Source organism: Nonomuraea sp. NPDC050153 (assembly GCF_044460125.1).
Lineage (GTDB): Bacteria > Actinomycetota > Actinomycetes > Streptosporangiales > Streptosporangiaceae > Nonomuraea.
This window is the reverse complement of the sequence record NZ_JBITJQ010000018.1, coordinates 198,302-222,810: the sequence shown is the minus strand read 5'-3', so window position 1 is coordinate 222,810 and position 24,509 is coordinate 198,302. Positions and strand designations below refer to the sequence as shown.

18 protein-coding genes are annotated in these 24,509 nt (G+C 70.9%); 10 read left to right on the top strand and 8 right to left on the bottom strand.

The annotated features are described in order from the left end of the window. Positions 1-337: 337 nt before the first annotated feature. Positions 338-1,396, bottom strand: coding sequence for a hypothetical protein (locus tag ACIBQ1_RS36360; RefSeq protein ID WP_397283863.1), 1,059 nt, complete (start codon positions 1,394-1,396; stop codon positions 338-340). Between the two features lie 959 nt (positions 1,397-2,355). Here ACIBQ1_RS36360 and ACIBQ1_RS36355 point away from each other — a divergent pair. Then, complete coding sequence (locus ACIBQ1_RS36355; RefSeq protein WP_397283861.1) at positions 2,356-3,834, top strand: Nramp family divalent metal transporter; 1,479 nt, start codon at positions 2,356-2,358, stop codon at positions 3,832-3,834. Here the strand turns inward: ACIBQ1_RS36355 and ACIBQ1_RS36350 are convergent. The 3 genes from ACIBQ1_RS36350 to ACIBQ1_RS36340 form a co-directional block, all read right to left on the bottom strand. Next, a complete protein-coding gene (locus tag ACIBQ1_RS36350) occupies positions 3,806-5,893 on the bottom strand; it encodes an alpha/beta hydrolase-fold protein (RefSeq protein WP_397283859.1) in 2,088 nt (695 codons plus the stop codon). The two genes, ACIBQ1_RS36355 and ACIBQ1_RS36350, sit on opposite strands and share 29 nt — an antisense overlap. A gap of 130 nt (positions 5,894-6,023) precedes the next feature. Beyond that, positions 6,024-6,995: an ArsR/SmtB family transcription factor gene (locus ACIBQ1_RS36345; RefSeq protein ID WP_397283858.1), complete on the bottom strand. Its 972-nt coding sequence runs from the start codon at positions 6,993-6,995 to the stop codon at positions 6,024-6,026. 190 nt (positions 6,996-7,185) lie between these two features. Continuing rightward, positions 7,186-8,163, bottom strand: a complete 978-nt coding sequence (locus ACIBQ1_RS36340) for a sporulation protein (RefSeq protein WP_397283856.1) — start codon at positions 8,161-8,163, stop codon at positions 7,186-7,188. Positions 8,164-8,437: 274 nt separating this feature from the next. On the opposite strand from ACIBQ1_RS36340, the gene ACIBQ1_RS36335 reads away from it, so the two are divergent. Beyond that, on the top strand, positions 8,438-8,710 hold the full coding sequence (locus tag ACIBQ1_RS36335) for a hypothetical protein (RefSeq protein ID WP_397283854.1): 273 nt from the start codon (positions 8,438-8,440) through the stop codon (positions 8,708-8,710). A gap of 102 nt (positions 8,711-8,812) precedes the next feature. Here ACIBQ1_RS36335 and ACIBQ1_RS36330 read toward each other — a convergent pair whose 3' ends face one another. After that, positions 8,813-9,526, bottom strand: coding sequence for a GntR family transcriptional regulator (locus ACIBQ1_RS36330; RefSeq protein WP_397283852.1), 714 nt, complete (start codon positions 9,524-9,526; stop codon positions 8,813-8,815). Positions 9,527-9,801: 275 nt separating this feature from the next. Between ACIBQ1_RS36330 and ACIBQ1_RS36325 the strand changes: the two genes are divergently transcribed. The 3 genes from ACIBQ1_RS36325 to ACIBQ1_RS36315 are packed head-to-tail and all read left to right on the top strand — an operon-like array spanning position 9,802 to position 13,151. Next, positions 9,802-11,118, top strand: coding sequence for an MFS transporter (locus ACIBQ1_RS36325; RefSeq protein WP_397283850.1), 1,317 nt, complete (start codon positions 9,802-9,804; stop codon positions 11,116-11,118). Positions 11,119-11,130: 12 nt separating this feature from the next. Then, positions 11,131-12,018 (top strand): dihydrodipicolinate synthase family protein, encoded by an 888-nt coding sequence (locus ACIBQ1_RS36320; RefSeq protein ID WP_397283877.1) that lies wholly within the window; start codon positions 11,131-11,133, stop codon positions 12,016-12,018. Then, positions 12,015-13,151 (top strand): mandelate racemase/muconate lactonizing enzyme family protein, encoded by a 1,137-nt coding sequence (locus ACIBQ1_RS36315; protein WP_397283848.1) that lies wholly within the window; start codon positions 12,015-12,017, stop codon positions 13,149-13,151. Before ACIBQ1_RS36320 ends, ACIBQ1_RS36315 begins: the two co-directional genes overlap by 4 nt. A 4-nt stretch (positions 13,152-13,155) precedes the next feature. Here the strand turns inward: ACIBQ1_RS36315 and ACIBQ1_RS36310 are convergent, their stop codons facing one another. Continuing rightward, on the bottom strand, positions 13,156-13,305 hold the full coding sequence (locus tag ACIBQ1_RS36310; RefSeq protein WP_397283844.1) for a hypothetical protein: 150 nt from the start codon (positions 13,303-13,305) through the stop codon (positions 13,156-13,158). 68 nt (positions 13,306-13,373) lie between these two features. Between ACIBQ1_RS36310 and ACIBQ1_RS36305 the strand changes: the two genes are divergently transcribed. From ACIBQ1_RS36305 to ACIBQ1_RS36295, 3 genes are all read left to right on the top strand, one after another. After that, positions 13,374-14,246 carry an NAD(P)H-binding protein gene (locus ACIBQ1_RS36305; RefSeq protein ID WP_397283843.1) on the top strand — a complete coding sequence of 291 codons (873 nt, stop codon included), beginning with the start codon at positions 13,374-13,376 and terminating at the stop codon, positions 14,244-14,246. Positions 14,247-14,402: 156 nt separating this feature from the next. Then, the gene (locus ACIBQ1_RS36300; RefSeq protein ID WP_397283841.1) at positions 14,403-15,713 is read left to right on the top strand and encodes a xylan 1,4-beta-xylosidase; all 1,311 of its coding nucleotides are present in this window, start codon (positions 14,403-14,405) and stop codon (positions 15,711-15,713) included. A 152-nt stretch (positions 15,714-15,865) separates the two neighbouring features. After that, positions 15,866-17,356, top strand: a complete 1,491-nt coding sequence (locus ACIBQ1_RS36295) for a S8 family serine peptidase (protein WP_397283840.1) — start codon at positions 15,866-15,868, stop codon at positions 17,354-17,356. A 6-nt stretch (positions 17,357-17,362) separates the two neighbouring features. Here ACIBQ1_RS36295 and ACIBQ1_RS36290 read toward each other — a convergent pair whose 3' ends face one another. Beyond that, positions 17,363-17,956 (bottom strand): TetR/AcrR family transcriptional regulator, encoded by a 594-nt coding sequence (locus ACIBQ1_RS36290; RefSeq protein ID WP_397283839.1) that lies wholly within the window; start codon positions 17,954-17,956, stop codon positions 17,363-17,365. A 184-nt stretch (positions 17,957-18,140) separates the two neighbouring features. Between ACIBQ1_RS36290 and ACIBQ1_RS36285 the strand changes: the two genes are divergently transcribed. Together ACIBQ1_RS36285 and ACIBQ1_RS36280 are read left to right on the top strand one after the other, a co-directional pair. Then, entirely contained in the window at positions 18,141-19,544 is a 1,404-nt protein-coding gene (locus tag ACIBQ1_RS36285; protein WP_397283838.1) for an arabinose isomerase, read from the top strand. Between the two features lie 587 nt (positions 19,545-20,131). Further along, entirely contained in the window at positions 20,132-22,210 is a 2,079-nt protein-coding gene (locus tag ACIBQ1_RS36280; RefSeq protein ID WP_397283837.1) for a SpoIIE family protein phosphatase, read from the top strand. 53 nt (positions 22,211-22,263) lie between these two features. Here ACIBQ1_RS36280 and secD read toward each other — a convergent pair whose 3' ends face one another. Next, a complete protein-coding gene (gene secD, locus ACIBQ1_RS36275; RefSeq protein ID WP_397283836.1) occupies positions 22,264-24,474 on the bottom strand; it encodes a protein translocase subunit SecD in 2,211 nt (736 codons plus the stop codon). Between the last annotated feature and the right edge of the window lie 35 nt (positions 24,475-24,509).

Below are 24,509 nucleotides of genomic sequence, written 5' to 3'. Positions count from 1 at the left end.
GCCGCCTGCCACCGACGATGGAACGAGGTCACAGCAGTGTCCGTCACATGACCGCCGACACCCGCCACTCAGATTAACGATCTACAGCTGCCGTAGCAGCGCGGAGAGCGATTCGAGCAGCGGCGTGGATGGTGTCGGGGAGAGCTTTCAAGGAGAGCTTTCGGGGAGAGCTTTCGGGGAGAGCTTTGAGGAGGGGCGCACATTCCCATCAAGCTGCGGAGTGCCAATATCGAGCACTCCGCTGCGGAGATCGGTTTACAGGGGTGGGAATGTGCGGCGGGGTGGGGTCCCGGGGCGCGCCGCGACGCGTCCCCGGGAACCCGAATCAAGCCGCCCGTCAGAAACGAGCAATCCAGGGCCAGTCGAGGCCCCAGTTGGCGTAGTGGGGCCACCAACCGTAGCGGTTCCAGTCGTAGGGCCACCCCCAGTGGTGGTGGTGCTTGTGCCCGTGGTCGTCGTTGTAGTCGTAGTCGTCGTCGTGCTTCTTGACGCGCTTCTCGTGCCGGTCGTCGTCGTAGGAGTCGTAGTCCTTCTCCTGCCGGTCGTCGCCGTAGGAGTCGAACTTCTTCTCGTAGTCGTAGTCGTAGGAGTCGTACTTCTTGGTGTCGTACTTCTCCTCGTCGTAGTCGTAGGAGTCGTAGTCCTTCTCGTACCCGTCGTAGCGCTTCTTCTTGTCGCTGTCCTTCTCGTACCGGTCGTAGTCGTAGGACTCGTAGCCCTGCTCGTACCGGTCATAGTCGTACGACTTCTCGTACTCGCTGTAGTCGTAGTACTTCTTGTCGAACTTCTTCTCGTGCTTCTTCTTGTCGAACTTCTTCTCGTGCCGGTCGTAGTCGTAGGAGTCGTAGTCCTTCTCGTACCGGTCGGCGTCGTACTTCTTCTCGTCGTAGTCGGAGTAGTCGTACTTCTTGCTGTCGTACTTCTTCTCGTCGTAGTCGGAGTAGTCGTACTTCTTGTCGTCGTACTTCTTCTCGTCGTAGTCGGAGTAGTCGTACTTCTTGTCGTCGTACTTCTTCTCGTGCCGGTCGTAGTCGTAGGAGTCGTAGTCCTTCTCGTACCGGTCGGCGTCGTACTTCTTCTCGTCGTACTTCTTCTCGTAGTCGCCGTACTCGTACGAGTCGTCCTTCTCGTAGGAGTCATCCTTCTGGTAGGAATCCTCCTTCTCGTAGGAGTCGTAATCCTTCTTCTCCCGGTCGTACGAGTCGTAGTCCTTCTCGTACGAGTCGGCGTCGTAATACTTCTTGTCGTCCTTGTGCTTACGGTACGAGCCGTCGCGCTTGTCACAGGCGTTAGCATCGCGGCGGCCGGCGTACACGCCCGTCTTGTCGATCTTCAGCGTGCTCCAGACATCGGATATGCAAAGATCGCCCGTGGCAGCACTGGCCGGGCCGGCCATCCCAACGAGAGCGGCGGCGACGATAAGCGCACCACCAGCTCCGGCTGCTATGAAGTTACCTTTCATGATCTCCCCCCGTTATCACGAAGTGACTTTGTCACTCTAAGTAGTTAGGACCGTAACGCGGCGTAACGGCACGCCCGGAACCTCTCGTCACTTTGTCGGCACCCTCAACCAAGATCGCTCGCTTATGTCCTCAGCTGACGTCAGATGCGGCCAGATGGGCGCTGATGTCGCTCCTGGGAAGATCGTTCCCGAGGGCGATAGCTTTTGGTTATAACGCCAGGCCTGGGACCGGCCCAGACCCGGGCGCTGCATCATCGCCACCATGACGACGCGACTTCTGCGCGGGCGGTGGGCGGCGTCGCCGGCCACCTGCACGCTACTGGCGTGCGCCTGCGGGACCGCTCCTATCGCCGCCTCCACCACCGACCTCGCAGGGCAAGAAGGCGTGAGACACAGGGCGAGGGGGCGAAGGCACGGAGGGCGAAGGCAGGGAGGGCGAAGGTGCGAAGGGCGAAGGTGCGAAGGGCGAAGGTGCGAAGGGCCGGGCACGGAGGCGTGGAGGCCCTGGGGCACAGGGCGTGAGGCGCGGGAACGGGGACGGCGCGGGGCGGGGCGGGGCGGAGGGCGAAGGCGGCGGGGCGCGGGGGCAGAAGCGGCGGCGGCGGGGCCGGGGCGCGGGAGCGGGAGGGGCACGGGAGCGGGAGCGGCGGCGGGGCCGGGGCGCGGGAGCGGGAGGGGCGCGGGAGCGGCGGCGGGGCCGGGGCGCGGGAGCGGGAGGGGCGCGGGAGCGGCGGCGGGGCCGGGGCGTGGGGGCGGTGGCGGGGCCGGGGCGTGGGGCGGTGGGGAGGGGGCGTGGGGCGGGATGCTGTATGGCGGGATTCTGGATGCTGTATGGCATTTGGGTCTTGTAGCCGTCCGTATTGAGGATCACTCTGGCGGCAGGAGGCAGTGAGATGTCGCACCCACTCGGAGTAAGCCGACCGGATCTCGAAGTCACCGACCTACCCACGCCGGAAGAGGTCTTCAAGGTCTCCAAGATCGGCGCCAAGGAACTGTTCAAGTACGCCATAGGCCCGAGCCTGATCGCGCTCGGCATCTCCGTCGGCAGCGGCGAGTGGTTACTGGGACCCCTCAACGTGGGCCAGTACGGATTCGTCGGCGTCGGCTGGGTCATCGTCGTGTCGGCGCTGCTGCAGACGTTCTACAACGTCGAATGCTCCAGGTACGTCCTCGCCACCGGCGAGACGCCCGTGGTCGGCTGGGGGCGGGTGCCGCCGGGGTGGCCGCTCTGGGTGCCGCTGTCCGTGCTCATCGTGATCTTCGCGTTCATCGCGGGCGGGTGGGCCGCGTCGGCGGGTCAGGGCGTGTACGCGCTCGTCCACGGCGTGCCGCCGGCGGCAGACGACCTCGAACCGCGCTGGTGGGCCATCGGGCTGCTGGTGCTGGTGTTCCTGATCACCGCCGGGGCCAAGCGCGTCAGCCGCGCGCTCGAACTGGCCAACTGGGTGATGGTCAGCACCATCCTGCTCGCCCTGCTGGCCGTCGACCTGCTCGTGGTGCCGTTCAGCCAGTGGTGGGAGGGCATCCGCGGCTTCCTCACCCCGGCCGCCCCGCCCGCCGGGATCACGGCGACCCAGCTGGGCGCCCTGGCCGGGTTCACCGCGCTGGCCTCGGGGCTGAACTGGTACGTCATGGGCCACTACCGCGACAAGGGCTACGGCATGGGCCACCGCGTGGGCTACATCTCCGGCCTGCGCGGCGAGCGGCGCGAGATCCTGGCCAGCGGCGTCACGTTCCCCGACGACGAGCTCAACCGGGGCCTGTGGCGCAGGTGGTACCGGCTGCTGCTGACCGACATGTGGGGCGTGTTCTTCGTCGGCGCCATCCTCGGCATGCTGTTGCCCACGATCCTCATGGCGCAGGCCGTCACGATCGCCGGGGAGAAGCCCACCCGGGCGAACGTGCCGACGTTCGTGGCCAGCGCGCTCGGCGAGCAGTACGGGCCGGTGAGCTTCTACGCCGCGCTCGTGGTCGGCGTGCTCATCCTCTTCTCCACCCAGCTCGGCATCTTCGAGGCGATGGTACGGGTGACGACCGACGCGGCGAACGCCACCAGCCCGCGCCTGCGTGCCCTGATCGCGGGCGACCCGCGGCGGTTCTACTACCCGTTCATGCTCCTGCTGCTGGTCGCCATCTCGATCATCATCTTCCAGTCGCTGCCGGTCGGCCTGGTGGAGTGGTCGGCCAACATGTCGAACCTGGGTGCGCTGATCTACCCGTTCCTGCTCATGTATCTGAACAGCAAGCTGCCGCGCCCGGCCCGCCCGCGCCCGTGGCACTACGTCATCCTCGTGCTCAACTTCCTGTTCTTCGGCTTCTTCTTCGTGAACTTCATCGCCGACTTCATCGGGGACCCGCTGGTGACGTTCTGACGAGGAAGACGTCGCCGTTGCCCGGCGCGTCGCCGCCCTTCGGGGTGCCGTAGGTCAGGCCCGTGATCGCCACCTCGCCGGACGGGGTGGCGGTCGCGTACAGGTTGGGCTCGTTGAACGCGTCCACGCCGTCGTCCCTGGCGGTGCCAAGCTGGGCGGCGGCGCGCTGCCTGCCCCTGCCGTCCAGCCGCAGCGTCAGGACGTCGGCGCCGCCCGCCTGGACGCCCACCCGGCCGCGGGTGTAGCCGGCCACCTCGACCTCGCCGCCCGCGAGCGGGACCACGGCGGCGCCCGCGTCGGTGGCGGTGGTGGCGAGGGTGTGCTGCCAGCGCTGCTTGCCCTGGCCGGTGTAGGCGGCGGTGTACGCGTGCCCGCCGACGCCGCCCGTGGCCACGGCCAGGCCGGTCGTGGTGACGGCCACCGCGTTCAGCCGGTCGCTCGCGCTGCCGCCCGCCGTGACGGCCCACTTCCTGGTGCCGTCCGTCGCGAATGCGGCCAGCCACCCGCCGGGCGTGGCCGTGCCGGGCCCCGTGGATGGCCCCGTGGATGGCAGGGCGGCACTCGCGCCGCCGGTGACGTAGACGTTCGAGGCGTCCGCGGCGACGCCGTAGGCCTTGTCCTCGCCCGCCCCGCCGTACTGGCGGATCCAGGACACCTCGCCGCCCGGGGTGAGGCGGGCGAGGACGGCGTCCTTGTCGCCGCTGTTGGCGCCGTCCAGCGCGCCCTTGGTGTAGCCCACGACGTACGCGCCGCCGTCGGGCGCGGCGGCCAGGCCGTAGAGGCGGTCGGCCACGCCAGGCACGCCGAACTGCGTGATCCAGCGGACGGTTCCGCTCGCGTCGAGGTTGGCCACGAACGCGTCGTCCGTGGTGTTGCCCGCGTGCCGCCCGTCCAGGTCGCCCTTGGTGTACCCGGCCGCCAGCACGCCGCCGTCCGGCAGGGCCGCCACGCCGTACAGGCGCTCGTCGGCCGGGGTGCCGAGCTGCTTGGTCCAGCCACCGACGCGGGTGAGGACCGCGTTCCCGCCGGCCGCGTATCCGATGGTCAGGGAGCCGTCCGCGTGGGCCGCCACTCCCCCGGCCCAGTCGGGGCCGGCGGTTCCGTACAGCGGGGCGGGCAGGCCGGTCGGCGGCGTGACGCTCAGGCCCGGGCCCAGCTCGGCCATGGCCTGCTCGAACGCGGGCTCCCAGACCGTCCAGTCGTGGCCGCCGTCCATGATCCGCAGCTGGGCCGAGAGCGCGGGCGAGCGCCGGGCGGCGTTGTAGAGGGCGGCGGACTCGAAGTCCAGGTCGTGGCGGGCGTCGGCGGGGTCCGGGTTGGCGTACTCGTCGTCGCCGACCGCCACGAACAGCCGCACCGGCAGGTCGGGGTCCAGCTTCGGCAGCAGGGCCGGGTAGTTGAGCTCCCGGTAGACCTCGTCGGAGAACTTCTCGCCGCCCTCGCCGAACGCCCCGTAGTCGCGGGCGGAGGAGTCGGACGGCGGCAGCGGCGTGTAGACGGCCGGGCTGAGCACGGCGGCGGCGCCGAACAGGTCCTGGTGCGCCAGCGCGAACCGCAGCGCGCCCGCGCCGCCCATCGAGTACCCGCCGACCAGGCGGGCCTCCCTGATGGGCGCCGTACGGTACGTCGCGTCCACGTACGCCACCAGATCCCTGGTCAGGGCCGTCTCGACCGGCCTGCCGGGCAGGTCGGCGCCGGTGTGGCGGGAGTCCACGTACCAGCCGCCGCGCTCGCTCCAGGGGGCGTCCGGCATGACGGCGATGACGGGCGGGATGCGCTTGGTCCGGATCATGTCGTCGAGCAGGGTCTTGACCCGGGTCCAGGCCTGCATGGTGTCGCCCCGGCCGTGCAGGAGGTAGAGCACGGGGTGGCGGTCGCCGCCCCGGTCGTAGCCGCTGGGCAGGTAGACGTTGTAGGCGATGTTCTCGCCCAGGGCCTGGGACGGGGCGGAGCCGGTGGTCAGCGTGCCGCCCGCCCGTACCTCCGTCTCGCCCGGCGCGGCCAGGAAGGACAGTGACGCCAGGACGGCGAGCACGGCGAGCCAGCGGGGTTTGCGCATCAACCGCTCCCGTAAACGTTTACAGTACGCACCTTGCGGTGTTTCGGGAGAGTTTCGTGGTGAAGGTGTGGTCGTGTCAACCGCCCTCCGGCGGGGGCGCGCCGGGCGGGTGGCCCGGCGCGCCCCCGGCTCAGCGGAACATCTCCAGCAGTTCCTCCGCGCGCCGGGTGCGGGTGATCCACACCTCGCGCCCGCGCCGCTCCCTGGTGATCAGCTGGGCGGCGCTCAACCGGTCGCAGTGGTACGTGATGCTGCTGGGCGCGACCTGCATGCCGGCCGCCAGCATGCTCATGGTCATGGGCTGGCCGATCGCGACGAGCAGGTCCGCGCGGACCGGCCCGACCAGCGCCGACAAGTCGTCGAACGCCGGTGCTACGGGCCGGTGCCACAGCGTCTCCGCTCCGGGCACCGGGTACGCGATCCAGACGGCATCGTCGTGGTCCAGGCTGACGATGACGGCGTCCTTGCCCGCCAGCATCGGCACCAGGACGATCCTCCGGTCGCCCAGCTCGAACGTGCTCGACTCCACGTCGGCGATGAGCAGCCCGCGCTCGCCGTACATGATGCGGCTGTTGAGAGCGCCGAGCAGCAACTCGGGGCCGCCGCGGACGGCGGCGATGCCGACGCGCTGGACCTCCCTGTCCAGCAGCGCGCGGGCCCGCCGCCACACGGGCTCGGTGGTGTTCCAGACGGCGGCGAGGGCGTCGGCGTAGCCGTTCAGCCAGCGGTCGGGCCGCTCGGCCGCCGAACGCCAGTGGACGGGCAGCGGCCCCTGACCGAACGCCTGCTCCAGATCCCTGGTCAGGCTGTCGGACGGGAGGTCGCGCAGGGCGCCGAGCTGGGCCTGCACGGAGATGTCTCCGCTGGTGGGTGTCCGCGGCACGATGCTGTCGGGAACCACCGAGTAGCCGGGGGCGGCCAGGGGACGCACCGCCTGGTGCCCCTGCGGGCTGACACGCGAGCTGATCGCCTTGCGCCAGAGCTCCGGCAGGCCGCGGCGGCGGCCCGCGAGGGCGTCGGCGATCATCGCAAGGGCGGTCAGGTGCGGCGAGATCGAGATGGACAGCTGCGGCGCGGAAGTGATGCGCAGTTCGCTCCACATAGTGGTGCTGATTACGTCGGCTCCTTCAGATCAGACTCGATCAGGTAACGATCTACAACCTATTGCTGATGCTTTCGTCCCACTTACAGCGCGGTTGCACGGTTATGATCACAGAGCGTTTGTCTTCGGGCACGCGGAGCCGCCCGCGGCGGGCGGGGTCACCGGCCGCCGCGGGAGCAGGGCTAACGGGTCACCAGTCGCCGCCCTCGTCCTCGCCCCCCTCGAAGATCTCCTCGACGATCTCCCCCGCCACGAGGCCGCCCACGACACCCGCGGCCCCGGCGGCGGCCACCGTGCCCCAGCCCGGACCGCGGTGCTCGTCGTGGTGGCCGCCGTGGTGGTGCGGGTCGTAGTGCCCGCCGTGATGCGGGTCGTAGTGGCCGCCGTGGTGGACGGGCCCGTACTGGGCGAGGCCGTCCAGCCAGCGGCCCAGCTCGCCCGCCCAGTCGGTACGCAGGGCGTCGTCGTGGCTGACGTGGAAGCGGCCGATGGCGTCGCTCGACGAGTAGCGCCCGGAGCGCTTGTCCGCCTCCAGCACCACTTCGAGCCCCGCGGGGTCGGCCACGAACGTCACCTCGACCTCGCCCACCCGGCCGGCGTAGTGGCCGCTCGGGTAGAACTCGATCTCCTGGTAGAACGGCAGCTGCTGGTGCACTCCGTACAGGTGCCCCGCCTCCAGGTCGGCCGACCTGAACCCGAACCCGAGCCCCAGGAACGCCTCCAGGATGCGCAGCTGCGACGGCAGCGGCTCGATCGCGATCATGTCGAGGTCGCCCTTGTCGACGGCCTTGGCGATGGCCAGCTCGGTGCGCACGCCGACCGCCATCCCGGTCAGCGGCTGCCCGCCGATCTCGCTGATCGGCGCCTCCCACGGCACCGGCAGCTCGAACCCGATGACGCGGTCCTCGCCCTTGCGCAGCGTGAACGGCCCGGAGACCCGCGAACTGGCGAACTCGCCGAGCCCGCCGTGCTCGCTGTCGCCGTGCTCGATCTCGACCCTGGCCACCAGGCCGAGGGTGACGTGCTCGATCTCGGCGTCGAAGTCTCCGCCCTTGAGTCGTACCTCCCCGCGCAGCGTGCCGCCCGGCTGGGTCCTTGGGGTGGACAGCACGGTGTCCACCGAAGGCGCGCCGACGCCGAAAGCACCCAGCATCCGTTTGAAGACCACGGCTCTGTTCTCCCTGTTGCAAGATCGGGTTGGGTTGTCTGCCGCTGGCCACAACGATCAGCGCCGGGTCCGGAGTTCCGCACCCCGCCCCTCGCCTGCTTCCGCTGCCGCCTTGCCCCCCGGCGCGCCGAGCCGGCGGACCGACCGCTCCCCCACCGCCGACGATCGGGCCGTAGACCCGAACACAGATACGCATGGACACGGTACGTGACGGCACGGATACTTATCGCGTCAACCCCCTTACCCGACGACCGCCGCCGCCGACCAGGCGTCCGTGCCGGTCCCGGCGGCCGCCCGCCTATCGGCTCTGCCACCCGGCTACCAGCTCGTCACCCTGCCCAACGCCAACGTCCCCAACTTCCAGCGCCGCACGCTCTACTGCCCCGGCAACAAGAAGGTCCTCGGCGGCGGCGCCGAGGCCCGCGGCAACAGGGCGATCCTGGTCGGGTCGTTCCCCACCGATGACGGCCGCGGCTGGATCGGCATCGGCCGCCAGGACGGCTACAACGACGTCGGCATCAGCGTCTTCGCCATCTGCGCCGACTGACCTCGGCCCACCCGGCCCCGGTCGCCCCGTCGGCCGGGGCCGGCCCATGCCCCGGGGCCGCGCCTTGTGGAAGATCCACTTGGTGAGGCGACGCCACGCGGGTCAGGGCGTGGGGCCGTCAGGAGGCGGGGTGAGGGCGGCGTCAGGGGGTGGGGTGAGGCCGCCGGAGGCGTTGACGCGGTCGACGAATCGGCAGATGTGGTCGCGGAGCAGGCCGGCCGTCTGCTCCGGGGCACCGGACTGGGCGGCGCGCAGGATGCCGCGGTGTTCCTCGGCCTCGCGCTCCCACGTCGCCGCCCGGCTCCACGCCGCCGCCGAGATCAGGGCGGTCTGGTCGCGCAGGGAGTCGAGGGTGGAGACGAGCAGCGGATTGCCGCAGCCGGCGTAGAGGGCGCGGTGGAAGTCGCGGTTGGCCAGGCTGCGATCGGCCCGGTCGGCGGCCTCGTCGGCGCGGCGCAGGGCGTCGGCGGCCGGGGTCAGGTCGGCGCTCCGCTGGACCGTACGGGAGACCGCCTCCGGCTCCAGCAGCAGGCGCAGGTCGTAGACCGACTCCATCAGCGCCGTGTCCACCGTGCGCACCGTCGCGCCCTTGTACTCGCTCATCGTGACCAGCCCGGCGCCCGCCAGCGTCTTCAGCGCCTCGCGCACGGGCGTCTTCGACACGCCGAGCTGCTGGGCCAGGTCGGTCTCGACGAGGGGCTGGCCCGGCTGGAGCGCGCCGGTCAGGATCGCGTGCTTGATCGCCTCAAGGACGACCGTGCCCCGCGAGGACATTGACCTGGGCTGCCCGCCGAAGACGGGTGACGCGATGCTCATGACCAGAAGATATCTTACATGGCATCTCGTATATGACCGCCGTTTCGGTTACAGTCGCGTCAATTACCGACTTCCGGGACTTCACGAAGGGAGCCCGTACGAAGAAAGAGAGCCGTCCGGTGTGACCCGCGGACACGGGCCACACCGGTGATGACGGCTCACCACGCGCTGGACCGGACGGAACACCGGAGGGCGTCGCGCCAACGACGCCGGCCGGGAACGCGATCCGGCGGTCCCGCGTGGCCACTGCACTGACCTGCAGCATGGAGCTCAAAATGCAGTCTAACTCCGCCATGCCCGCTCCCGCCGTGCCCGCGACAGCGCGACCCGCACGGTCCCGACTCCGCTGGACGATCATCACGATGTCGGGCCTCGGCCTGACGATCGCCTACCTCGACCGGTCCAGCCTCAGCGTCGCCAGCACCTACATGCAGCAGGAGCTGGGATTCGACCAGACCATGAAGGGGGTCCTGCTCTCCTCGTTCTTCTGGAGCTACGCGATCTTCCAGCTGCCCTCCGGCTGGCTGCTCGACCGGTTCGGCCCCCGCGTCATCTATCCCATCGCCGTCGTGTGGTGGTCGTTGTGGACCGCCGCCACCGCGCTGGCCAGTGGGTTCGCCTCGCTGATCGTCTGCCGGCTCGGCCTCGGCATGGGCGAGGCCCCCGTGCAGCCGGCCAACATCAAGGTGGTCTCCGCCTGGTTCCCGCGTAGGGAGCGGGCGCTGGCCTCCAGCCTGTTCGACACCGGCCAGCAGGTCGGCGTGGCCCTGTCGGTCCCGGTGGTGACCGGGCTCATCGCGGCCTTCGGCTGGCGGGCGGCGTTCGTGGTGATCGGCGCGCTCGGACTGTTCTGGGTGGTCGGGTGGCTGATGATCTACCGCCAGCCGCAGGAGCACCCGCGCATCTCCCAGGCCGAGCTCGACTACATCGAGGGCGGCGACGCGGCCGTGCCCGAGACCGGGCCGAAGATGCGCTGGGTCTCGCTGCTGCGCTATCCGACGGTGTGGGGGCTGGTGCTCGGTTACATCTGCCGCTCGGCCACCGGCGCGTTCTTCCTGACCTGGTACCCGAGCTACCTGGTGGAGGACCGTGGCTTCACGATCCTGCAGCTGGGCGTGTTCGGCTCGATCCCGGCCCTGCTCGGGGTGGGCGCCACGATCGCGGGCGGCGCGTTCTCCGACTGGCTGGTACGCCGCGGCGTCCCCATCGCCCGCGCCCGCAAGATCCCCATCATCACCGGCATGCTGCTGGCCTCCACGATCGCGCTGACCACGTTCGTGCCGGGCAACGTGGCCGTCATGATCCTGCTGTCGGTCAGCAACTGCGCCCACTCCTTCGCCGGCGCCGCCATCCTCAGCCTGCCCGCCGAGGTGGCCCCGTCGCCGTCGGTGGTCGGTTCGGTCGCGGGCTTCCAGAACTTCGGCTCGCAGATCGGCAACATCATCAGCCCGATCCTCATCGGGTTCTTCCTGACGCTGAGCGGCAACTCCTACACCGGGCCGATGCTCTTCGCCGGGGCGATGGCCATCCTGGGCACGCTCATCTACGGGTTCGTGGTGAAGATCCGCCCGCTGAACGAAAGCAGAGGTTGATTCTTGCGTACTGTGCTGAACGACGTCGCGGCCGTCACGGTGACGCCCTTCGACGAGGGCGGCGCCGTGGATCTCGACGCGAACGCCAAGCTCGTGCGCAGGCTGGTCGACGCGGGTGTCAACGTGATCACGCCGAACGGCAACACGGGCGAGTTCTACGCGCTCAGCCCGGCCGAGCGGAGCCAGGTGCTGGAGTCCACGGTGGCGGCGGTGGGTGACGACGCCACCGTGCTGGCGGGCGTCGGGCTGGACCTGGCCTCGGCCGTGGAGTCCGCCCGGCAGGCCCGTGACCTGGGCGTGCGCATGGTGATGGTGCACCAGCCCGTGCACCCGTACGTGTCGGGCGAGGGCTGGGTGGGCTACCACCGCGAGATCGCCCGCGCGGTGCCCGAACTGGGCGTCGTCCCCTACATCCGCAGCCCGCGCATCGGCGGGGCCGAGGTGCGGCGGCTGGGCGAGGAGTGCCCGAACGTGGTCGGGGTCAAGTACGCGGTGCCCGATCCGGTGAGGTTCGCCTCGGTCGCCCGGGACGCCGGGCTCGACCGGTTCGCCTGGTTGTGCGGGCTCGCGGAGCCGTACACGCCGGCGTACTGGGCGGTCGGGGCGCGCGGCTTCACCTCGGGCCTGGTCACCGCGGCGCCCTCGCTCACGCTGCGGATGCGCGACGCGCTGCGCGCCGGCGACTATCCGGCGGCGATGGAGGTATGGGAGCTGATCAGGCGGTTCGAGGAGCTGCGGGGCGCGGACGCCTCGGCCGACAACGTGTCGGTCGTCAAGGAGGCGCTCGCCCGGCTCGGGCTCTGCCGCCGCGACGTCCGGCCGCCCAGCCGGGCGCTGCCCGACACCGTACGCGACGAGGTGGCCATGATCCTGGCCGCCTGGCAGGAAGGAGGAGCATGAAGATCACCGCGTTGCGCACGTACATGCAGCGCGTCGGCAACCGGCCGCGGCTGCTGGTGAAGATCGAGACCGACGAAGGTGTGTCCGGTTGGGGCGAGGCCTACAACCACGGGCCCGACCACGCGCTGCCGCCGGTGCTGGAGTACATGTTCCGGCAGATCGAGGGGGTGGACCCGCGGCGGGTCGAGTACGTGGTGCGCCGCCTGCTCCAGGAGGCCCGCTTCCCGCCGGGCGCGCTCGGGCTGGCCGCCATCGCGGCCATCGACCAGGCGTTGTGGGACATCTCCGGCAAGGCTGCGGGCCTGCCCGTCTACATGCTGCTCGGCGGCAACGTACGCGACCGCGTCCCGGTCTACTGCGGCGTCTACACCGCGCCCGACCCGCCCGCCTGCCGCGACCTGACCCAGGAGCTGAACGACCGCTACGGCTTCACCGCCTTCAAGCTGAGCCCGTACCGGCGCGACCTGTACGCGGGCAGGTGGGGCAACGTGTGCAAGGAGGCGGCCGACTACTTCGCCGAGATCCGCTCGACGAGCCCGCCGGAGTGGGAGTTCGCCTTCGAGGCGCACGCCCGCATCTTCGAGCCGCGCCAGGCGATCCAGCTCGGCAACGCGCTGGCCCCGTACGACCCGCTCTGGTTCGAGGAGCCGATCCGGCCCGAGTACATCCCGGCCTGGGGGCACCTGCGCTCCCAGCTCGACGTGCCGCTCGCGACCGGCGAGTCGCTGTTCCTGCCGCAGGACTTCCTGGCCCTGCTGACGGCCGGCGGGGCGGACATCGTCCAGCCGGACGTGTGCGTGGTCGGCGGGCTGGCGCAGCTGCGCCGGATCGCGGCCATCGCGGAGGCGCACTTCGCGAGCGTGGCCCCGCACAACCCGATGGGGCCGCTGGCGACCGCCGTGAACGTGCACTTCGCGGCCACGCATCACGGGCTGAAGCTGCTGGAGTACAAGCCGGACGAGACGACGTGGTGCCCGGACCCGTACCTGCCGGTGGACGGCTACCTGGAGCTGCGGCCCGACCGGCCGGGCTGGGGGGTGGAGATCGACGAGTCGGCCCTGCGCACCGACGACTACGTGCATTGGGAGCGCGTCCTGCCCATCCGCCCGGACGGCTCCACCGGGTACGTCTGACAACTCACCACTCGAACCGCTCGGTGAACGCCCGCCCGGCCGGCACTCCGCGCGCCCGCAGTTCCTCGACCATGGACGCCACGAACCCCGGGCCGCCGCAGACGAAGCAGGCGGCGTCCCGGGGCGCGTCCCGGGTGACGCGGGCGCCGAGCACGACGAGGCGTGGGTCACATTCGCCCGGACGGCGTCACACTCCGGGTACCGGCGCGCCTCTCAGGAGGCATGACAGACAACACGATCCTGGTGACCGGCGCGACCGGCGCCGTCGGGCGGCCCCTGGTCGAGCTGCTTCTCGCCGAAGGCGCCGAGGTCCGCGCCGTCAGCCGCGACCCGCGGGCGGCCCGGCTCCCCGCCGGGGCGGAGGTCGTCGAGGGCGACCCGGCCAGGCCGGCCACGCTGGCCCGCCACCTGGACGGCGTCAGCGCCGTCTTCCTGCACTCGCGCGTCATCGGCGACTCCGCCGGCGAACTGCTCGCCCTCGCCAAGGAGCACGGCGCGACGCGCGTGGCCGCCCTGTCGGCGATGAACATCGACGACCCGCTCGACCAGCAGCCCTCCCGCTTCCGCGGTGACCGGAACAAGGAGGCCGAGGCCGCCGCCGTGGCCAGCGGGCTGAGCTGGACGAGCCTGCGGGCCGGCTCGTTCGCGTCCAACGCGGTCACCTCCTGGGGCGCCCAGATCCGCGCCGGCGACACCGTCCGGTACGTGCACGCGTCGTTCCAGGAGGCGCCGCTCGACGATCGGGACCTGGTCGAGGTGGCCGCCCGCGCGCTGCTCACCGGCGACCTGGCCGGGCGCAGGGTCGAGCTGACCGGCCCCCGGTCGCTGACCCACGAGGAGATGGTGCGGATCATCGGCGCGGCGATCGGCCGGCCCCTGCTGTTCCAGGAGATCCCACCGGAGACGGCCGAGCGGGCCATGGTCGGGAGGGGCCTGCCGCAGCCGTTCGTACGGGCCCTGATGGACAGGTACGCCAGGGGCGGCTCCCGGCCCCATCCGGTGACGGAGGAGGTGACGAAGATCCTCGGCCGCCCCGCGCGGACGTTCGCCGAATGGGCGGAAAATCACAGACGCCTTTTCGCGGATAACGATTAGCTGTGAACCCCGCTCCCGATGTGCCCCTTTTAGGCCGCCCATGGAACGCTACAGACGGTATACCAATGGCGAGGATCAGGTGAGAACCGGGTGGCATCGACTAGCGGGGGATCGATCTTGCGGAGGCTCGGCAGAGCGAGCGTCTTAGCGGCCGTCATGGCACTGGTCATGACGGGCTGCTCGGCTGCCGGGCCCGCGGAGCAGGGGACCACGGGAGCCCAGCAGGAACAGCGGCAGCAGTCTCCCACCAAGTCCCAACCGGCGCCCGAGGCGCCGCCGAAGGTGGACGACGGCTGGCCACGCTGGGGCTTCACCCATACGGGCGTCAGCGCCAACAACATCACCCCCCAGTTCGAACGCGACGTCGCCGGGCGGCTCTCGCAGACCCCGATGCTGCAGAACCAGCACATCATGGGGTTCGGAGCGCTCAACCCCGAGCCCTACCCGGGGCAGTACTACTGGGAGGACCTCGACAGCCGGATCAACCTGATGAGGCAGTCCGGCGGCGTCCCCGTCATCACGCTCTGCTGCGCCCCCGACTGGATGAAGGGCGGCCCCCAGGGCCCCACCGAGGAGTCCGCCTGGCGGGAGCACCTGGAGGACGCCCCCTACCCTCAGCACTTCGACGACTTCGCCAAGCTGTCGGCGGCCGTGGCCACGAGGTACAAGGACGTCAAGTACTTCATGGTCTGGAACGAGTTCAAGGGCTTCTGGCGCGACCACTCCAAGCCCGCGGACTACAAGGGCTACACCGAGCTGTACAACAAGGTGTACGCGGCGGTGAAGCAGGCCCGGCCGGACGCCCAGGTCGGCGGCCCCTACATCGGCTTCGACAGCAACCAGCGCGGCCAGTCAGAGCTGCGCGGCGACTGGGGGGTCGTCAACCAGAACGTGCTGGACGCCTTCGACTACTGGTTCAAGAACAAGAAGGGCGCCGACTTCGTCGTGGTCGACGGCGCCTCGCCCACGGACGCTCACGAGTTGCTGCCCGACGAGTTCGGGGCGCTGGCGAAGTTCGGCGCGGTCACCAAGTGGCTGCGCGACAAGGTCGGCGACCTGCCGGTCTGGTGGTCGGAGTGGTATTTCGTGCCCGAGGACGGCACCACCTGGCCCGAGAACAAGCGGATCGCGGTGCAGGCCGCCTCGATGATCGAGTTCGCGCGGAGCGGGGCCGCCACGGCCCTGTACTGGAACCCGCAGAGCAAGGACGGCGCCTGCCAGGCGTGCCTGTGGGACTCGCGCAGCGGCGCCGAGACGGACACCGGCCGGCTGCTGGCGAACTTCGTCAAGTGGTTCCCCGCCGGGGCCGAGCTGGACCCGGTCACCTCGTCGGACTCCAAGGTCAGGGTGCTGGCGCAGCCGCAGCAGCTGCTGCTGGTCAACACCGCCGACTCCGCCGTGACCACGACCGTGGACGGCAAGGAGTACGCGCTCAAGGCGTACGAGATCAAGTGGACCGGTCGCTGAGGGACGCAACCCCAGGGTAATCCCTGGGCCGTTCCCTGTGTCGCGGCCTGCCCCTGGCGCGGAGCCTGGGGGCATGGCCGCTGCGGGCGACATCGTCTCGGCCGAGGTCGAAGCGGCGCCTGGCACGCGGTCTCATCTCGCAAAGGAGCGACATGACCACGATGACCGAGCGACGTGAGGACACCGTCTACTTCGAAGCGGCCCTGCGACCGGAGAGCGGCGCCTCGATGTTCGCCGAATCCGCGGCGGCGCAGACCGCGAGCCTCGACCAGCTCAAGCCGGCCCCCGGCCTCGCCGAGCGCGCCGCGAGCGCGCTCCAGGCCAGGGGCTTCACGGTACGGCACGTCGGCACGTACTCCATCAGCGCCGAGGGGCCGCGATCGCTGTGGGAGAGCACGTTCAACACCCACGTCGAGGTGCGCCAGGCCGAGCTGACGGGCCGGCCGCCGGACGTGACCTCCGCGGCCGGTGCCCAGGTGCCCTATCTGTCGCACGTGAGCGGCGAGCCGTTCACGATCCCGCCGGACCTGGAGCCGTACATCGAGCGGGCCTACCCGCAGGCCCCGCCGCGCTTCTTCGCCGCCTCCCCCATCCCGCCCCGCGTCGGCTACCACCACCTGCGGGTGCCCGACGACGTGGCGCTCCTCCTGCGCGCGCACCCGGTGCACGACCGCGGGGTGACGGGCCGCGGCGTGCTGGTCGCGATGCCGGACACGGGCTTCTACCGGCACCCCTTCTACGACCACCACGGCTACAACTACAACGCCACGCTCGCCCCGGACGCCACCTCGGTGCAGCACGACGAGTACGGGCACGGCACCGCGGAGGCCGCGAACATCTTCGCCAGCGCCCGCGACATCGACTTCGTCGGCGTCAAGATGGGGGCCAACCCGACGCTCGCCTTCAAGGCGGCCTCCGACCTGTCGCCGGCGGTCATGACCAACAGCTGGGGCTTCCACCTGCCGAACGTCACCTCCCTGCCGAACGCGCTGCGCCCGCTGGAGCTGGCGGTCATCGAGGCGGTACGCGAGCGCGGCATCGTCGTCTGCTTCTCGGCGGGGAACGGCCACGTCGCCTTCCCGGCGATGATGCCGGACGTCATCGCGGTCGGCGGTGTCTTCGTGGATGAGACCCTGTCAACAACCACGGCCAACGGCGAGTTCAGGATGGAGGCCTCCGACTACGCCAGCAGCTTCGACAGCCTCATCTACGCCGGGCGGCACGTGCCCGACGTGTGCGGTCTGGTGGGCAAGCAGCCGCACGCGATCTACATCATGCTGCCCGTCGAGCCGGGCGACGAGATCGACACAAGCCTGGCCGGGCCCGGCTACCCGAACAAGGACGGCACGGGCAAGGACGACGGCTGGGCCGTGATCAGCGGCACCAGCGCGGCCTCCCCGCAGATCGCCGGGGTGTGCGCGCTGCTCAAGCAGGCGCAGCCGGGGCTGTCGCCGGACCTCGTCAAGGCCATACTCAAGGCGTCGGCGCGGGACGTGCTCGACGGCAAGAGCGCGATGGGCGAGGTGGCCACGGACGGCTACGACGGGCCGACCGGGTCGGGGCTCGTGAACGCGGAGGCCGCGTACCGGCTGGCCCGCTCGGTCACGCCGCGCAACCTCCACACCCTCCCGCCACCGCGCTGACGGGGATCAGGACACGCCCTCGCCCTGCTGCCGCAGCAGGGCGAGGGCCGCCTGCTTGGCCGTGGCGGCGGCGTCGCGCGCGCCATGGTGGTCGGCGAGCACGGTGGCGCCCTCGACCAACATCAGCAGCTGCCTGCCCAGGACCTCCGGGTCCCGCGCGCCGGCCCGGCGGGCGATGCCGGTCAGCAGGTCGAGGTGGCGGTCGAGGTGCCGGGCGGCGACGGTGCGCGGGACGCCGTCGTGCCACTGGGTGGAGGCGTTGACGATCGCGCAGCCGCGGAAGGCGGGCTCGGCGTACCAGGTGGCGAGCGCGTCGAACACCGCGGCGAGCCGGTCGGCCGGGTCGTCGCCCGCCGCCTGCGCCGCCTCGCGCAGCCAGCGCACGACCTGGTCGCTGCGGGCTTCGAGGACCGCCTGGACCAGCCCGTCCTTGGAGCCGAAGTGCCGGTAGAGGGTCTCCTTGGACGCGCCGACGGTCGCGCACAGCTCCGCCACGCCGATGCCGTCGAGGCCGCGCTCGTACAGCAGGCCGGTGGCGGCGCGCAGGATCGTCGCCCGGGTCTGGACGGGGTCGAGGGACGCGCCTTTGGGTACGGGCATATGGCAGATGGTACCGGCCGGTTCCAAGTCCCTGCCAAGTTTCACGGCGAAACGACCGCACGGTCGTGGACTTCCTGAACCGCACGCTCCACCCTTGACGCCTCTGGTGGGGTTTTGGAAAAGATCTATACTTTTGTCCGAAACTCCCCCGGCATCCTCCCTTAACCCCCAGGAGGGCATCACCGTGGCAAGCAAGACGAAGACCCGTGTCGGACTGGTCGCCGGCGGGCTCGGCGCATATTGGCCGCAGTTCCCCGACCTCCTCCCCCAGCTCCAGCGATCGGCCGACCGGGTCTCCGAACGGATGCGCGAGCTGGACGCGGAGATCGTGGACGTCGGGTTCATCTCCGACGCCCAGGAGGGCGCGGTGGCGGCCGAGAAACTGCGGGCCGCGGACTGCGACCTCATCGTCGGGTTCCTCACCACGTACATGACGGCCACCATGCTCGTGCCCATCGCGCAGCGCAGCGGCGCTCCCGTGCTGCTGATCAACCTGCAGCCGACCGAGTCGATGGACCACGCCACGTTCGACACCGGCCAGTGGCTCGCCTACTGCGGCGCCTGCCCGCTCCCCGAGATGGCCAACGCCTTCCAGCGGTGCGGCATCCCGTTCCGCTCGGTGTCGGGCTACCTGGAGGACGAGCGCGCCTGGGCCCGCATCACGAGCTGGGTGCGCGCCGCCGGGGCCCGCGCGGCCCTGCGGCACGGCCGCCACGGCCTGATGGGGCACCTCTACCCCGGCATGCTGGACGTCTCCACCGACCTCACGCTCGTCTCGGCGAACTTCGGCGGTCACGTCGAGGTGCTGGAGTTCGACGATCTTCGGGTACGCGTGGAGAAGGTCACGGACGCCGAGGTCGCCGCCAAGCGCGCCGAGACCGAGAAGATCTTCGAACTGGCCGACACCGTCAACGGCACCGACCTGGAGTGGGCCTGCCGCGTCTCGGTCGGCCTGGACCGGCTGGTCGAGGACTTCTCGCTGGACAGCCTGGCGTACTACCACCGCGGCCTGGACGGCGAGACGCACGAGCGGCTGGGCGCCGGGATGATCCTGGGCGCGTCCCTGCTCACCGCGCGCGGCATCCCGGCAGCGGGCGAGTACGAGCTGCGCACCAGCCTGGCCATGCTGATCATGGACCGGCTGGGCGCGGGCGGGTCGTTCACCGAGCTCCAGGCCCTGGACTTCCACCGCGGCCACGTCGAGATGGGGCACGACGGTCCCGCCCACCTGGCCATCAGCGCCCGCAGGCCGCTCCTGCGCGGGCTCGGCGTCTACCACGGGAAGCGGGGGTGGGGCGTTTCCGTGGAGTTCGACGTCAAGCACGGGCCGGTGACGGCGTTCGGGATCATCCAGCGCCGCGACGGCCGCTTCGCCCTGGTGGCCTCGGAGGGCGAGACCGTGGACGGGCCGCACCTGCAGATCGGGAACACGACGTCGCGCGTGGACTTCGGCCGGGACCCGGGCGAGTGGACCGACGACTGGAGCGCCACCGGCATGTCCCACCACTGGGCCCTCGGCACCGGCCACCGCGCCGCCGAGATCAAGTCCCTGGCCCACCTGCTGGAGGCGGACTTCATCCAGATCTGACCCGAGGCCGCCTGCGCAGGGGCCGACGCGGCACCGAGCATCGCCCGCCTGCGCAGGGGGCCCAGCGGGGGCGCCTGTCGGGGGCGCGGCGTGGCGTCCATCGACAACGGCGCGTCGTGCGTCGCGGGGTGGACGGTGGCCGTTGAGGGCCTGACAAGGGCGTTTGGGTTACTTTTACCCGTGCTTGCCGATCAAGCGACGGACTGCATGCCGCTGCGGATCTGACGGGTACATCGATCTGTGCGCCGAGCATCCTGAGGTGCCCGCGCTGTGGATGCGCCGCTGGCTGTCCGACGCCGGCGACATCGACCTGGAGCCGCTCAACGCCCAGCCGTCACGCTGCCCGCCTGATCGCGGGGTGCTTCAAGAATCCCCGACCGGGACGGCCACTTCATGACGAACATTTCGCAAACACGTCAAGCGAGATCTTCCTCAGCACCCCTCCCCTAGATCTACGCCCTGGCGCATCGTAAGCAATGAGCTACATGCATGCGTGTATTCTGCCCATATGCGAGGTTTCAGACGATTCGGGCGCTCGCACGCTGTGAGCGAGACGGGCTGAGGCGGTGCAGGGAAACGTCGCCCCGGTGACCGGTTCGTCCCACCTGGACGAACTGCTGGTCGAAGCCGTCGTCAGCACGCGGGCGCACATCGGCCACCTGTACCTCCTGGACGAGGACGGCGAGGTCCTGAGGATGGACAGCCACCTCGGGCTTCCCCCCATGATCGCCAAGGCGTGGGCCAGGGTCAGGACGAACGACTCCGCCCCGATCACCGTGTCGGTGCGCGAGCAGCGGCTGGTCTGGGTCGCGGACAGGGAGGGCCTGGCACGCGAGTTCCCGTCGTCGGCGCTGTCCGTGCCGTACGACTTCGCGACCGCCGCCTTCCCCCTCATCTCCGGCGGCACCGTCTGGGGCGGCATGGTGCTGCTGTGGCCGGCGGGGCGGGTGACCCGGCTGACCCAGCGCCAGCTCGACCTCATCGAGGACGTCGCCACCCGGATGGCCGAGGTGCTCCGGCAGACGGCCGAGCAGGGCCCGCCGATCAAGCCGGGGCCGCGGCCCCGCGTGCTGGACCCGATGCGCAAGACCGACCCGCGGGCCGACCTGATCGCGCTCGACTGCCTGAACCGGCTGCCCGAGGGCTACGGTTCGCTGGACGCGACCGGCCGCGTCACCCTCCTGACCGCCCCGGCCGCCGACCTGCTGCTCAGCTCCGCGTCCGAACTGCTCGGCAAACGCCTGGGCGAGGCGCTGCCGTGGATGAACGACCCCGCGTACGAGGACGCCTACCGCCGCGCGATGGTCAGCCGCCAGGTCACCCACTTCACGGCGACCAACCCCGCCGGAGGGCAGCTGTCGTTCCGGCTCTTCCCCGGCCTGTCCGGGATCACCGTGCGCATCACGCCGGCCGTCGGCGCCCGCGGCCCGGGCCACCTGGTGGCCGGCGCCGAGCGGTCGTCCCCGAACATCGCGATGCACGAGGTCCTGCACCTGGCGACCAAGCTCTCGCGGGCGGTGACCGCGCAGGAGGTGGTCGACCTGGTGGCCGACCACATCATGCCCGTCTACAACGTTCAGGCGCTGGCCATCCTGACCTCGAAGGGCGGCCGGCTGCGCGTGGACGCCTCGCGCGGCTACAGCCGGCAGGCCATCCAGGACTTCGACGGCCGCCCCGTGACCCCGCCCGACCCGGCCAGCCGTTCCTTCGACGCCGGCCAGCCGGCGTTCTACTCCACGTGGGACGACCTGCGCCGGGCGCACCCGTGCGCGGTCCGCTCGGACGACATGTCCGCCTGGGCCTTCCTGCCGCTGATCATCTCGGGTCATCCGATCGGCACGTGCGTCCTGGCCTACAAGCGGCCGCACCAGTTCTATCCCAACGAGCGGGCCACGCTGACGGCGCTCGCGGGGCTGATCGCGCAGGCGTACGAGCGGGCCCGGCTGTACGACGTCAAACACCAGCTCGCCCAGACCCTGCAGAAAAGCCTGCTGCCGCGTACTCTGCCCGAGATCCCCGGCCTCGAGCTGGCCGCCCACTACCTGCCCGCCACGCCCGGCATGGACATCGGCGGCGACTTCTACGACCTCATCCGCCTGAGCGACAGCATGGCCGCGGCGGTCATCGGCGACGTGCAGGGCCACGACGTGACCGCGGCCGCCCTCATGGGCCAGGCGCGCACCGCCATCCACGCCTACGCCACCTCCGGGGCCAGCCCCGGCGAGGTGCTCGCGCGCACCAACCGGCTGCTCTGCGAGCTGGCCCCCGACCGCTTCACGAGCTGCCTGTACGTCAACATCGACCTGCGCAAGCGCATCGCCTGCCTGGCCAGCGCGGGGCACCTGCCGCCGCTGTTCGGCCGGCCCGGCTGGCGTACCGAGGCCATCGACCCGTCCCCCGGGCTGCTGCTCGGCGTGGAACCCGACACCGAGTACGTCACCGCGGAGCTGCCGATGCCGCCCGGCTCCGTCCTGGCCCTCTACACCGACGGCCTCATCGAGGAGCCGGGGCGCAGCATCGGCGAGGCCATCGACGACCTGGCGGAGCGCTTCACGCCCTCGTCCGGCCAGCCCCTGCACGACCTGGCGGAGTCGCTCATCAAGCAGGCCACGGCCGAGGCCGAGCAGCGCATGGACGACATCGCGGTGCTCCTGTGCCGGACGTGAGGCGTCGACCCCGGTGAACGGGGCCACCACAGGCGACCCCGTTCACCGGGGGCTCAGACCACGGCCCCCGAGACGCGCCGGCGCTTGACCGGCGGCCCGGGAGGCGGCTTCGGGTCGAACCGGGCCAGCCAGACGGCCAGCGGCCCGGCCACGAAGGCGGACGACAGCGTGCCCGTCACGATCCCGGTCACCAGGGCCAGCGCGAAGTCCCGCAGGGAGTCTCCGCCGAAGGCCATGAGCGCGACCAGGATGAACAGCGCGCCGAGGCCGGTGCTGACCGTGCGCGGCATGGTCTGCAGGATCGCCGAGTTCACCGACGTGGCGAACGGGCCGCCGGTCGACCACAGCTCGCGTACCCGGTCGAAGACCACCACCTTGTCGTTGACCGAGTAGCCGACGATGGTCAGCATCGCGGCCAGGAAGATCCCGTCGACCGGCTTGCCGAGCCACGCGAACATGCCGGCCACCACGGTCACGTCCACCAGCAGCGCCAGCACCGCCGCCGCGCCGAACGTCCACCTGAACCTGACCGCAAGGTAGGCCAGCTGCATGGCCACGGCCACGCCGAGCGCGACGAGGGCGTTGCGGCGCAGCTCCTGGCCCAGGCTCGGGCCGACGAACTCCTCGCTCCGCTTCGTCACCTCCCCCGCCTGCCGCTCCAGCTCCTGCTCGATCCTGGCCACGTCGTCCAGGCCGAGCCGCCCGGCGCGTACGGTGACGCCGTCGCCGCTCGACTGCACGACCGCCGAGGGGAACCCGGCACGCGAGACGGCCTGCCCGGCGGCGTCGGCCGACAGGGGCTTGGCGGTGGCGAACTCGACGAGCCGCCCGCCGGTGAACTCCACGCCGAAGTTCAGCCCGCGGGCGAGCAGCCCGGCGACGGCCGCCGCGACCAGCGCGCCCGCGAGCGCCAGCCACAGCCTCCTGGCCTTCATGAGCTGGGGATTCCTGCGTGCCAGCCAGGTCCGTACGGCTCCCGGTGAGCCCAGGCCCGACAGGCGCGGCCCGACCTTGCCGATGACGGCGTGGGCGAGCACGCGGGTGATCAGCATGGCCGAGACCAGCGAGGCCAGCACGCCGACGGCCAGCGTCACGCCGAAGCCCTTGACCGGCCCCGAGGCCAGCCAGAACAGCAGTCCGGCGGCGATGAGGGTGGTGACGTTGGAGTCGGCGATGGCGCTCCAGGCGTTCCTGAACCCCCGGTCGAGGGCCGCCTTCAGCCCCCGGCCGCGCCCCTGGGCGTACTCCTCCCTGGCCCGCTCGAAGACCAGCACGTTGGCGTCGATGGCCATGCCGATCGCCAGCACGAACCCGGCCAGCCCCGGCAGCGTGAACGTCGCCCCCATCGCCACCAGCGCCGCGTAGGAGATCAGGCCGTAGCAGGCGAGCGCGATCGTCGAGAGCAGCCCGGACATCCGGTAGACGGCCACGATGAAGGCGGCCGTCAGGGCCAGCCCGGCGACCGCCGCCTTGGCGCTCGCCTCGATGGCCGCCGCGCCGAGCGTCGGGCCGACCGTGCGCTGCTCGACGAGGGAGAGCGGCACGGGCAGCGCGCCGCCCTTGATCAGCACGGCCAGGTCGCGGGCCTCGTCGTAGGTGAACGAGCCCGTGATGTCGGCGCTCCCGCCGGGAATGCCGGTACGGCAGGGGATCGACGGGTCGAGCGGCGGCGAGGAGATGACCTCGTCGTCCAGCACGATCGCGATCCGGCGCCTGGGATCGCCCGCCTGCTCGCACGCCGCCGCGCCGCTCATCCGCTGCCAGGCCGCGGCGTCGCGGAAGTCGATGCTCACCCACCAGCCGGGACCGCGCTGGGGATCGTTCCGCTCGACGGCGTCGGTGATGCCGTCGCCGGTGATGGCGGCGGGCCCGAGCCGCAGCCGCCCGCCGTGCTCGTCGCGTACGCTTCCGTCGTCGCCGAGGACGGGGTGGAAGGCGAACTGCGCGGTACGGCCGATGACCTCGGCCGCCTGCCGCGGGTCGAGCACTCCGGGCAGCTCGACGATGATCCGCCGCTCGCCGGAGCGGACCAGGGTGGGATCGACCACGCCGAGCGCGTCCGCCCGCTGGCGGAGCACGTCGAGGGCGCGGTCGGTGGCGGCCGAGTCGGCCTTGACGGTGGGAGAGTCTCTCGTCTCGAAGACGAGCTGGGTGCCCCCGCGTAGGTCAAGGCCCAGACGCGGGGCGCTGACGAGGGCGAGGATCGAGGAGATCGCGATGACGGCAAGGGCCGTCACCGCACGCCAAACAGGCGCACGGGACATGGAAGCCTCCACAGGCTCAGATGTGCGGAATGGGG